General features: G+C 31.8%; 9 protein-coding genes. 6 read left to right on the plus strand and 3 right to left on the minus strand.

From position 1 onward, the window contains the following. Window positions 1–68: 68 nt before the first annotated feature. The 4 genes from AC3QL1_RS02960 (at window position 69) to AC3QL1_RS02975 (ending at window position 4,151) form a co-directional block, all read left to right on the plus strand. Window positions 69–299 carry a hypothetical protein gene (locus AC3QL1_RS02960; RefSeq protein ID WP_492494955.1) on the plus strand — a complete coding sequence of 77 codons (231 nt, stop codon included), beginning with the start codon at window positions 69–71 and terminating at the stop codon, window positions 297–299. 377 nt (window positions 300–676) lie between these two features. Next, complete coding sequence (locus tag AC3QL1_RS02965) at window positions 677–1,306, plus strand: hypothetical protein (protein WP_492494957.1); 630 nt, start codon at window positions 677–679, stop codon at window positions 1,304–1,306. A 162-nt stretch (window positions 1,307–1,468) separates the two neighbouring features. Further along, entirely contained in the window at window positions 1,469–1,990 is a 522-nt protein-coding gene (locus AC3QL1_RS02970; protein WP_492494959.1) for a TlpA family protein disulfide reductase, read from the plus strand. A 7-nt stretch (window positions 1,991–1,997) separates the two neighbouring features. Further along, on the plus strand, window positions 1,998–4,151 hold the full coding sequence (locus AC3QL1_RS02975) for a peptidase domain-containing ABC transporter (RefSeq protein ID WP_492494961.1): 2,154 nt from the start codon (window positions 1,998–2,000) through the stop codon (window positions 4,149–4,151). Window positions 4,152–4,172: 21 nt separating this feature from the next. On the opposite strand, the gene AC3QL1_RS02980 is transcribed toward AC3QL1_RS02975, so the two are convergent. From AC3QL1_RS02980 to AC3QL1_RS02990, 3 genes are all read right to left on the minus strand, one after another. Next, window positions 4,173–6,347 carry a TonB-dependent receptor domain-containing protein gene (locus AC3QL1_RS02980; protein ID WP_492494963.1) on the minus strand — a complete coding sequence of 725 codons (2,175 nt, stop codon included), beginning with the start codon at window positions 6,345–6,347 and terminating at the stop codon, window positions 4,173–4,175. Window positions 6,348–6,461: 114 nt separating this feature from the next. Beyond that, window positions 6,462–7,517 carry a helix-turn-helix domain-containing protein gene (locus AC3QL1_RS02985; RefSeq protein WP_492494964.1) on the minus strand — a complete coding sequence of 352 codons (1,056 nt, stop codon included), beginning with the start codon at window positions 7,515–7,517 and terminating at the stop codon, window positions 6,462–6,464. A gap of 3 nt (window positions 7,518–7,520) precedes the next feature. Beyond that, window positions 7,521–8,582, minus strand: coding sequence for a helix-turn-helix domain-containing protein (locus AC3QL1_RS02990; RefSeq protein WP_492494966.1), 1,062 nt, complete (start codon window positions 8,580–8,582; stop codon window positions 7,521–7,523). 170 nt (window positions 8,583–8,752) lie between these two features. Here AC3QL1_RS02990 and AC3QL1_RS02995 point away from each other — a divergent pair, with 170 nt between their 5' ends. Together AC3QL1_RS02995 and AC3QL1_RS03000 are read left to right on the plus strand one after the other, a co-directional pair. Then, window positions 8,753–12,187, plus strand: coding sequence for a DUF8818 domain-containing protein (locus AC3QL1_RS02995; RefSeq protein ID WP_492494968.1), 3,435 nt, complete (start codon window positions 8,753–8,755; stop codon window positions 12,185–12,187). A gap of 63 nt (window positions 12,188–12,250) precedes the next feature. Then, window positions 12,251–12,754, plus strand: coding sequence for a hypothetical protein (locus AC3QL1_RS03000; protein WP_492494969.1), 504 nt, complete (start codon window positions 12,251–12,253; stop codon window positions 12,752–12,754). Window positions 12,755–12,902 lie beyond the last annotated feature (148 nt).

The following is a 12,902-nucleotide window of genomic DNA, read 5'->3' on the forward strand; positions in this document are numbered from 1 at the left end:
AGAATAACTTTGAAGAGCTTATAGCTTTGTATAAAAATTATCAATATTATTAACTTAATTATTTGTTTATGAAAAAATTAGAACTAAATCAAATGGAAATTTTGACCGGTGGAGCAGAAAAACTTAAATATGCTGATGAAGGTGGAGGAGGTTGTTCTGGCTCTAATGTCGTTGGTTGTATGAGTGATGTATATACAAATCATGGATGGGGATCGGTAGTAGCAACTCTTTCAACTGCCTTTCTTCCACAAACTGCTGTTGCATTTGCACTTGCCTGTGCAGCAAAAAATGGGTGTTAACCTATCTTGTTTTAATCTTCAACAAATTCAACATGAAAAACTTAGTGATCTATTATTTTCAAATTTTATTGCCATTACCTTTGCTGTATTTTAGTGCAAAAAATGGTGATTCAATCTTATTTTGTACATTATTAGTATTCTATTATCTCTATAGACTCTTTACTGATTATTATAGATTATCAAAAAAAAATATTCTTAAAAAGAATGATTTTTTATTATTCATTATACCATTATGGAATATAAAATATTTTAAAGAATTATATTTTGAGAAATAGCTTTCTTTAAATCATTAGAGTTTATTAAGATTAATAAAATTTTGAAAGCATTATTCATAATTGGATAATGCTTTTTTATTAACAGAACATCACAACATTAAAATGAATAATACTTTTTTAAAGTGTCTTCTACTTTCTATAACGTTTACGATATTAACTGAAATTTCTAATATAATACTTAATCTTAAGGGTTTACTTCGTCATTTCCTTTCAGATTATTTAACCTTAGATCAATTAAACAGTTATTTTGAGTTCCAAGATAATTGGCATTGGTTAGCTTATTTTTATATTTATGCTATCATTTTAATTAAAACTTTAACAATCGCTACAATAGTTTACATTGGTTTATTCTTATCTAATAGAGATATAAAATATAAAATTATTTGGAATGCGGTTATAAATGCAGAATTCATTTTTGTAATAGTTCCCATTTTAAAAATTTTCTGGTTCAGTTTTTTCCAAACAAAATATGATTTAAATGATATTCAAAATTTCTATCCACTATCAGCATTAAATATAATAGGCTATAAAGGTCTTGAAACTTGGTTTATTTATCCGTTTCAAGTACTTAACTTATTTGAACTTTTTTACATTATTTATTTAGGTTTTCAAATTGGCAAGTTAACAAATACGAATACTGATTACGGGCTAAAAATTGTTGGTTCGAGTTATGTTCCCGGTTTATTATTATGGGTCGCGACGGTAATGTTTTTCACTCTTAATTATTCTTAAAATGTCTAAAATCAGAAAAATATTTGTTGTTATGTGCTTTATAATATTGATTGCACACATTGTTCGATATTACTTTTATGATACAGACATTCCTTCAACTTTGTTGGGAAGTATTACAATGATTCTGGTTATTATCTCACAGATTATAAGTAAAAAAGAAAAATGAAAAAATATCTAAAAACTATTCTTATTACAATTTTTATTGGGTTTTTACTTTTTTTATGCTCACAAATTGTGCTTAAAATAAATCATAAAAATGAAGTAGCTCAAAACATAGAAATTATTCCTGCTTTTAGTTATCAAAATATAAATGATGGTGTTTTTACTAATGAAGATCTAAAAAAAGAAACTGCGACTGTTTTTATTTATTTCGATACAGAATGTGAGTATTGCGATAATGAAACACAAATGATCGAAGAAAATATATCTAAATTTAAGGATATTCAATTGGTTTTTGTGTCGTTTGAAAAACCGGAAACTATCAAAAAATTTGCTCAAATACATCAATTAACAACTTATGATAATGTTTATTTTTTATGTGATAACAAAGCTACTTTCGCAAGTACTTTTGATGTGAATTCATTGCCTTGTTTAGTACTTTATGACAAAAATCAGCATTTAATTGAAAAAATTAAGGGACAAACTAATACAAAAACTTTGTTAGGTAAAATGAATGTAGAATAAACTCAAAATGAATTTAAAACATATTAAAAAAACGCACACATTACAACTTGATCAATCAGATTGTGGAGCCGCTTGTTTATTATCCATTATTAAATTATATAACGGAAATCAATCTATTGAAAAACTCAGAGAATTAAGCGGCACAACCAGACAAGGAACTACAATGTTAGGTTTGTACCAAGTTGCCATTCAATCAGGATTTAACGCTGAGGGCTGCGAAGCAGATATACAAACTCTAATTGATCATAAACAACCGGTTATTTTACATACTTTAACTGAAAACCAATCACAACATTATATTGTTTGTTACAGATATCATGAAACCAAAGGTTTTTTAATTGGCGATCCTGGAAAAGGAATATATAATATATCTATTTCTGAATTAGAAAAAATATGGATTTCAAAAACGTGCTTAACCCTTATACCAAATGAGAACTTTATTACTGAAAAAGCAAAAAAAAATGCACAGAAAAAATGGTTCATAAGTATCTTAAAAGAAGATTATAAACTCATTTGGATTTCTATCCTGTTAGGTATTTTTATTGCAGGTTTAGGAATGTCAATGGCACTATTTTCCCAAAAATTAATTGACGATATTTTACCTTCCCACAATATTAAAAAATTAATATCTGGAATTTCACTTTTGGCGATTTTGCTTTTAGCTAAAATTGGAATAACTATTTTAAGACAATTCTTCTTATTACAACAATCTAAAGATTTCAATAATCGAATAAATAATACATTTTTCTTTTCACTTTTACATCTTCCTAAATCTTTTTTTGACACAAGAAAAACAGGTGAACTTATTGCAAGATTAAATGATGCTCAACGCGTACAAGGTGTAATTAAAATGCTTTCCAGTACTTTAGTTATTGATGTTTTAGTTTCAATAATATCTTTAGTTTTTTTGTTTGGTTATTCATGGGATCTGGGTTTAATTTCCATACTAAGTTTACCAATCTATTTCTTTATAATTTATCGAAATAAAAAAAAAATAATCAAGGCACAAATAGAAATAATGCAAAGTGATGCCATTAATGAAAGTAACCATATAAATACTATTCAAGGAATTTCGACTATAAAAAACGACAATAAACAACTTATTTTCAACAAATTAAACAAATATGTTTTCGCCAATTTTCAAGAAAAAATATTTAATTTAGGAAAAATTAATATTTCATTATCCTGGCAATCCGGACTGGCAAGTGTTCTTTTTTTAATTGGAATCTTAATCTACACTTCTGTTCAGGTTTTTAATAAAGAAATTAAAATTGGTGAGCTTATGGCTATTTTAGGAATAGCTGGTTCCTTATTGCCTTCAATTGCAAATTTGGCACTAATTTCTATTCCTATAAATGAAGCTAAAATTGCTTTTAACAGAATGTATGAATTTGCATCTATCGAAAAAGAAAATGAAGAAGGTTTAGAAATTTTTGAAATAAACAGTATTTCTATTCAAAATCTTTCCTTTCGATTTGCCGGTAGAAGTGAACTTTTTCATAATATAAATATTGAAATTCAAAAAGGAAAGTTTACGGCTATAGTTGGAGAAAGCGGGAGCGGAAAAAGTACAATCAGTCAAATATTACAACGTTTTTATAATTGCGAAAATGGATATATTATTTTAAACAACAAATATAAATTACAAAATATTGAGCTTAAAAGTTATAGAAATTTATTAGCCGTAATTCCTCAGGAAATAACAATATTTAACGGCAATGTAATTGATAATATTCTTTTAGGCACGACTGATTCACCAGAAAATATTCTGAAATTTATTGAAGAATATCATTTCGATTTCTTTTTCAATTTATTACCACAAGGAGTACTCACTATTGTTGGCGAAGAAGGAATTAATTTAAGCGGCGGACAAAAGCAAATTATTGCTTTAGCAAGAGCTTTGTATAAAAAACCCCAGTTTTTAATTCTTGACGAAGCGACATCAGCTATGGATAGAAATACCGAAAATTTTACCATGAAATTATTTGAAAAAATAAAACCAAATTGCGCGATTCTGTTTATTTCTCATCGTTTAAATATTTTAAAAAACACAGCAGATTATATCTATATTTTAGAAAATAGAACTATTTCTCATTCTGGAAATCATCAGCAATTAATGAACTCAAATAATTTTTACAGTGATTATTGGAAAGAAAAATAAGTATTCTTCTTTTCAATAAATCTATCTCGCCCTGTTATTCTCCGTCTGTTCAATTTCAGATTTCTTATAATTCGTCTTTTTCGAATTTCCAAAACTATAAGTGGCGATTAATTTGAAATAATTTGTTGTGTAGGTTCTGTGATAATAAATTTGGGTTTGTCCCACATTATAATCTCCCGAAACCATAAAATCGTGAAAGATATCATTTGCCGTAAAATTGATTTTTAAAGCATCTTTGAAAAAATTTCTTTCGATTCCTAACGTTACTGTTGAACGGCTGTTATCGTTTCCCAATCCATAACCTCTGTCTCCCAAATACCAGGCAAGAAGCTGGACTTTAAAGAGATTCGGAATTGCAAATGTATTATTGGAATACAAGTAAAACTGAGGCTTTACGGGACTAAAAACATACGAATAATAATGATCTATAGATTTCGATAAATTAACACTTATTGTGTTTGTAGAAGTCCACCATTTGACATTAAAAGACCTGGAAAGCGAACTAAAAAAAACATATCCACTTTCGAGATTTATGCCTTTTAAAACATAACTGTTGGGTGTATCGCCGCGCAAAGCCGCACCAGAAATAGGATCGATTTTATAGGTATATCCAATTTTAAAATCAAACTTTTTGTACATCGTTCCAATTTCGAAAGCATGTGTTTTCTCAGGAACCAAATTCGGATTCCCTTCTATTGTCGTAAACGGATCCTGATAAATAACATACGGATTTAATGCCTGATATCTTGGTCTTGTAATTCTGGAAACATAGGAGAAATGCGCTTTCCAATCTTCAGAAAAATCAAAATTCAAAAGTACGTTTGGAAAAATATTGCCATAACTTTTACTGAATTTCTGAATTCCGTTTGCGTTCGTAAACAAATCATACGTTGTCCATTCGCCTCGGGCGCCAACCGAAAAATTAAATTTTTCGCCCAACGATTTTCCGTAATTAAAATACGCCGCACCAATTTTTTCTTTGTATGAAAAGTCGCTGGAGAGTTCATCGTCTAACTCAAAAATTTCATCCTCCGGATTCGCTTTCAAAAACTCCGTGCCTGAATCTATAGTAGCATAACTAAACTTTGCCCCCGTTTCGAGTTTGGTGTTTTCATTATTTTTCTTAGAATAATCTGCTTGTGCCATTATTATATTTATACCATTTGCAACATTATTTTTTAAATATTGCCCGGTATTTAAGTTATCGACCAGACTATTCTCGTCAATAAAATCGTGTATCGTTCCATTATAATTTGAATATTGACTTGCTATAAATAACGACGAACCTTTACTGTCGGTGATCATATTGTAGCTTAAATTGACAAACTGATTTAGCAAAACATCGTTTTTAGCAATATCTGTCGCATAAAAATTAGTTCCGGTATTGTCTTCGATAGAATTTCGACTTACAATTGCTCCGCCTAAATCTTCAATATTTCCGCTGTATGCTAATGAAATATAATCCTTATCAGAAAAAGCATATTGCACGCCAAAACCAAAATTAGAGTAATTATTAAACTGGCGTTTCCAATCTGTTGTAAGTTGCGATCGCATAAAATCATCGGGATTTGAGCGCGTTCTTGTCGTGTACAAAAGTTCCCGGCCTTTGCCTAATTGCAGTCCGTAATTGGTTATAAACGAAAATTTTCCTTTCGTATAATTAAAATCAAGGAGCGTGTTTGTGCTCGTTCCGGCAAATTTAGAAACTGTTAATTGCTGACTTGCCGTTCCCATTGTTCCGCTTTCAATACTTCTTTTTGTAATAATATTAATGACCGCTTTTCCTTCTGCATCGTATTTTGAAGATGGATTTGATATGACTTCTATTTTTAAAATCTGCGAAACCGGGATCGCCGTAAAACGTTCGTAATTAATCAAAATTCCGTTTAGGTAAATAATGGCTTCTCCTTTTCCCAAAACACTAATTTGTCCTTCGGCAACGACAACATTGGGAACTCTGCCCAATAATTCGTTTACAGAACTGCTTGTCGCCAAAACTGTATTGGCAACATTCACATCGATTGTTCCGTTTGCTCCGTATTTTAACAATGGCGATTGTTTTTTAATAATGACTTCATTTAACTCATTATTTTGACTTTCAACTTTTGCTGGAATTGCTGGTTTAGTTTGCGCTTTTGCATTCAAGGCAAAAAAGAAACAATAGATAAAAACGAAAACTGAAATTAAAAACTTCATAAATTGTAACGGTTAAGGTTTGACTTTTTGTAGTGACAAAAGTCAGCTCAAAACCGCAAAATGAGGTAATGGAAAGAGAATTCAGGAGTACGAATTTATAAATCAATACTCTGTTTACGATTGAAATCCCTGAATCTGGTAGTTTAAAGGTGTTGTTCCGGTATGTTTTTTAAAGGCCGCAAAAAATGTGGATTTCGAATTAAAACCAACATCATAACCTATCGATTCTAATGTGAGTTTATCATTTGAAACTATGGTTTTGCAGGCTTCGTTTATTCTAAATTCATTTACAAAACTGGTAAAGTTCTTGCCCAGATTATTGTTTAAAAACTGCGACAACTGATGAGTTGAAATATTCAGTTCCTGCGCCAAATCCTGTAAACTTAAATTTGGATTTTTGTATAAACTTTTGTCGAGCATGATTTTTTCTAATTTTTCAGCTAATACTGCCGCTTCTTTTTGGTCTATTTTTTTTGCTTTCTGAATATTCAATAAAAACAAATCGTCTGTTTTTTTTCGGTATAAAAGAATCAGGATTATTAAATACAAAATAAATGTAAAGGACAAACAACCTGTTACACACGAAATAAATGGAACTCTGGCAAAACCAAGAAAATAAAAAAGAAAAATAATCGCGTCACCGAAGAAAATCATCGCAAACCATTTTTCGGCCGGAGAGGTAGTATCATAATTTTGAATAGTTTTTTGAAGCAATAGTCGGCTTTCAAAACCTGACAAAAAGAGGTAATTAAACCATTGCAGAAAAATAACTGCTACAAAATAATCATTCCATAAAACCGGATAATTTTTATACGGAAATAAAAACCCAATACTCAATATCAGCACAAACCAAATTGCTAGATGATATTTCCAAATTTGCGGAATTACAGTAACGGAATGAATTCCTGATTTTAGAAAGTAATACAAAAACGGACCAATTAATAAACAGGCAGAAAGCCCAATTTGAAGATACGTTTTGTGCAAATCAGGATTAAAATAAACAAAAACCGTAATCGCAACCCGAATACTTAAAGCCAAAAGCAAAGCGCCAAGAAAAAGATTGGTAAGGTATTTTTTTCTGGTAAAAAAGAAAAAGTACGCACTCAGAATAAATCCGTTGAAAGCGCCCAAAGCACCAAAAAAGAATAATATTTCTTTACCAATATTCATAACTTAAGTTTGTAAAGCCTGCAGTTGATAATTTAGCGGCGTTGTTCCGGTATGTTTTTTAAAGGCGGCAAAAAATGTCGATTTCGAATTAAAACCAACATCATAACCTATAGATTCTAATGTTAGTTTATCATTTGAAGTGATGATTTTACACGCTTCGTTTATTCTGAATTCGTTAATAAAACTGGTGAAATTTTTTCCCAGATTGTTATTTAAAAACTGCGACAACTGATGACTTGAAATAGTAAGTTCCAGTGCTAAATCTTGTAAACTCAAATTTGGATTTTTGTATAAACTTTTGTCAATCATGATTTTTTCTAATTTTTCAGATAAAATAGCAGCTTCCGTCGCATCTATTTTTTTACCCAAATATTTTTGATTGTTCAGCAGAAACAAATCATCCGTCTTCTTTCGGTATAAAAGAATCGAAATAATTAAATATAAAATAAAAGAAAAAACCACGGCACCGCTTATATAAGTTGCTCCTGACGCGCCCATAATCGAAAGAAAATAAAACAGAAACAAAAGGAAATTACCCAGAAAAAGCATTCCGAACCAGATTTCTGAAGGTGTTGCTTTTTGTTTTGGATCTATTATTTTTTTTAAAATTGTTCGGATAGTATATGCTGAAAAAACAATATAAACGAACCATTGAAAATAAATTACTTTTATAATCGAGTGTCCCCAAAGTTTTGGATAATCTTCATATGGATATAAAATTCCAACTGTCACAATCAAAATTCCCCAAAATAAAAGCGTGATTTTCCAGGATTTTGGCATCACATTTACTTCTTCGATGGCTGATTTCAGAAAATAATACAAACACGGACCAATAAAAAAACAGGCTGTAAGTCCAAACTGCAAATACATTTTGGGCAAAGTGGGATCAAAATACACAAATACAGATTTCCCGATTCGAATACTTAACGCAAATAAAAGCGCACCAAGGAAATAGTTGGTCAGGTATTTTTTCTTCGTAAAAAAGAAAAAGTACACGCCAAGAATAATTCCGTTGAAAGCTCCCAAAGCACTAAAAAAGAATAAAAGTTCTTTGCCAGTATCCATAATCTAAATTGGTTATTGCAGACAAAGCTAAAAAAAAGATTGATTTATGATGCTACTACTATTTTAAAATAATAGAATAATGCTCTAACTCACAATATTATGGACGTGTAAATCCTTCAGAATTTCCCAATTATAAATACTACTTTTGGCTTTTTAGAGTTAAAGTCTGTATGTTGAAAAAATTACTGTTTTTAATGGTGCTGTTTTGGTTTTCTGGTGTTCAGGCGCAGGAAACGGAATCATCGTATCAAACGAAAAAAGTAATCGTAACAAAAGACACAATCCACCTGGAAAAATTTAGTATAAACTCCAGTTTTTTTGAGCTTTTAAATACTAAAAATGAACGGATTGATTCTACTTTTTATAAAATTGATTTTCAAAAAGGAACTCTACTTTTAAATGAAAAATTCAATTCGGTTTCAGATACTTTAATTGTCAATTATTTAAAATATCCTGATTTCCTAACCAAAGAATATTCGCTTTACAAAGACAGTCAGGTGGTTAGCAACGATGTTGGCACAGAGAAATTATACAAACTCGAAAATGAAAATGCCAAAAAAGTTACTCCGTTTGAGGGTTTAAATACTTCGGGAAGTATTACGCGAGGTGTCACTATTGGGAATAATCAAAATACGGTTTTGAACTCTAATCTGGATCTTCAGATCACCGGAAAAATATCAGATAAAGTGAGTTTGCGGGCTTCGCTTCAGGACAATAATATTCCGTTACAAGATGGAGGATATTCGCAAAAACTGGATCAGTTTGATAATATTTTCATGGAACTTTTTAGTGATGACTGGAACATTCGCGCAGGCGATGTTTTTCTGGAAAACCGAAAAACCCAATTCCTGAGTTTTAATAAAAAGGTTCAGGGACTTGCGACGAGTTTTGATTTTGGTGGTGAAGAAAATAAAACCAATGTTTTTGCATCGGTTGCTTTTGTAAAAGGACAATATGCCAAAAGTACTTTTACGGGACAGGAAGGCAATCAGGGACCTTATAAATTAAAAGGGCAAAATGGCGAATTGTACGTTTTGGTCATTTCCGGTTCTGAGCGCGTTTATGTAAATGGTGTTTTGCTGAAACGTGGTGAAAACAACGATTATGTGATTGATTATAACGCGGGAGAAATTGTGTTTACCTCGCTTTTTCCGATTACATCTGAAATGCGTATCAATGTCGAATACCAATATTCTGAACGAAATTACAACCGACTAGTTACTTATGCGGGCGCAACGCACGAGAATAAAAGCTGGAGCTTTGGCGGTTATATTTATTCTGAAAATGATATGAAAAACCAGCCTTTGCAGCAAAATCTTTCTACAGAACAGGTTCAGATTTTGAGTCAGGCTGGAGACGATCAAAACTTAATGGTCGCGCCTTCTGCTTATGAAGATGCTTATGCTGATACTAAAATTTTGTATAAAAAAGTACTCGTAAACAATGTTGATGTTTATGAATATTCGAACAATTCGAGCGATGTTTTATACAATGTAAAATTTAGTCTTGTTGGCAATAATCTGGGGAATTATATCATTCAAAACAACAATTCTGTTGAGCGCATTTATCAATATGTATCGCCAATAAACGGCGTTTTGCAGGGAAATTATGAACCTATTGTAAAGCTGGTTGCACCAATGAAAATTCAGGTGGCGACTTTTCTGGGAAAATACAATCCTGATGAAAAAACTTTTGCTGATTTTGAAATTGCCATGAGCAACAAGGATCAAAATTTATTTTCGAATATTGACGATCCTAATAATCAAGGAATTGCTTTTAAAACCAATGTCAAAAAACGGCTATTTACAAGAGACTGGACTTTGGATGGTTTTGCCAATTACCAGTTTGTTCAGGAAGATTTCAGATCTGTGGAGCGTTTATATAATATTGAGTTTAACCGCGATTGGAATTTAAATACAACTTCGCTTTTAGGCAATCAAAGTCTTTTGGTTACGGGTGTAAATTTTGAGTTATTTGCCAAAAAGGAAACTACAAATATTGGTTTATTTAAATATCAATTTGAGAAATTAGATTATACCGAAAGCTATTCGGGAGCGCGACATACGGCAACGGCTTTTTTTAAACTGAATAAATGGACAATAGAAAATCAGGGTAGTTTTTTAAATTCTAATGCGACGGCTTCGACTTCAAAATTCATTCGAAATCTGGCGAAAACGAAATATCATTTTGGTAAAAACTGGGTTGGAGGCAGTTTTCAAATCGAAGACAATCAGGAAAAAGATAAAGTTACAAATCAGTTTTCGGCCCTGAGCCAAAGATTTTCAGAATATGGCGCTTTTGTTGGACGCGGCGACAGTACAAAAGTATTTGTCCAACTGGGATATTTACAGCGCCGCAACGACAGTTTGCAAAATGGTTTGCTGCAGCATGTTAACGATTCCCGAATGTATGTTTTGAAATCGAAATTGATTCAGAACAAAAAAACAGATTTGGCGGTTTATGCGAGTTATCGAACTTTGAATTTTACGGATGTTTCGAGAAAAAATGAGCCTTCGTTGAATTCCAGAATTCTGTATAACGATCGGTTTTTTAATCAGTTTATGCAAATAGGAACGGCTTATGAAACGAGTTCAGGAACTATTGCGCAACAGGAATTTACGTATGTCGAAGTTCCGGCGGGTCAGGGCGTTTATACCTGGAATGATTATAATGGCAACGGAATTCAGGAATTGGAAGAGTTTGAAGTGGCGCCTTTTCCGGATCAGGCAAAGTTTATCCGCATCTTTTTACCGAATCAGATTTACATTAAAACCAATCAGAATAAATTTTCGCAATCGGTTACTTTAAATCCGCTGCAATGGCAAAACGAAACGGGCTTCAAAAAACTGGCGTCTTATTTTTACAATCAGACTTCGTTTATTATGGATCGAAAGGTAAAAAGTGACGGTGATCGTTTAGAACTGAATCCGTTTAGTTCTTCTGAAGAAAATGTTTTGGGATTAAATTCCAGTTTCAGAAACAGTTTATATTATAATCGAGGCAAGCAAAAACATTCTGTAACATATTCTTACCTTATTAATAAAGGGAAAAACCTGCTTTCGATTGGGTCACAAAATGTCACTAACAATTCGCATCAATTGCAATACACGCATTTGTATCAAAAAAGCTGGCTGTTTAATTTCTTCACTAAAACAATCAAAACAAACTTAGTTTCAGAAGATTTTACAGAGAAAAATTATGACTTGGAAGGTTATCAGATTGCACCTAAAGTCAGTTATTTATTTTCGAAAAATACGAGTCTGGATTTCTTTTATGAACTTCAAAACAAAGAAAACAAAATAGGGAATTTTGAAACACTGCGTCAAAATAGGCTGGGAACTTCTTTTTCTTATGCGGGCGAAAAAAAGATAACAGTAAATGGCGAGTTTTCTTTTTATGAAAATAAATTTGAAGGCAATGAATTTTCATCTGTCGGTTTTCAGATGCTGGAGGGGCTTCAGGCTGGACAAAATCTGGTTTGGAAGTTGCTTTTACAGAAAAACATCACGCAGTTTTTAGATATTAATTTAAATTACCAGGGCAGAAAAAGTGAGACGGGAAATACGGTTCATACCGGAAATGTTCAGCTTCGTGCTTATTTTTAACACTTTGCGAACAACATTACCATAAATTGATTATTTTTAATTCAAATTTTAACCTCTCAACTTATGAAAAAATTATTTTTAATCTGTTTTGTATTTGTGCTTTCCGGAAATTTCTATGCTCAGGAAACAACAACAAAAACGACTAAGTCTAAAACAGAAGCTAAGACGAAAAAAGCAAAATCTGACGCTGACCAGGCTGCTTCAGATGCTAAAAAAGAAGCTGCAAAAGCTAAAAAAGCAGCAGATAAGACTGACAAAGCAACGGCAGATGCAAAAAAAGCAAAGGCTGATGCTGCAAAAGCAAAAAAAGAAGCCAAAACCGAAAGCACTAAAGCGGACATAAAAAAGACAGAAGCGAAAGCGGACACAAAAGCTAAATCGGTAAAAAAAGATGCAACAGCCACTAAAAAAGCGACTGTACAATCTTTGAAGGAAACCAATGAAAAAGCTCCAAAAGTAGCGGATAAAGTTACGGGAGAATACAACGGTAAAAAAGTGTATACCGGGCCAAAAGGCGGAAAGTATTACATTAATAAAAACGGAAACAAAACGTATATTCAGGATTAAGGAGAAAGGTGCTAAGGTGCTAAGAGACTAAGATTCTGAGGTTCTTAGAATGCTCAAATTGTAAGACATAAAACTTTGAAGCCGAACATAAGTTCGGCTTTTTTATTTGCCGGGAAAAAACTTAGAACCTCAGTATCTTAGCAACTTA

The organism is Flavobacterium sp. GW823-FHT04A11, from assembly GCF_058796535.1.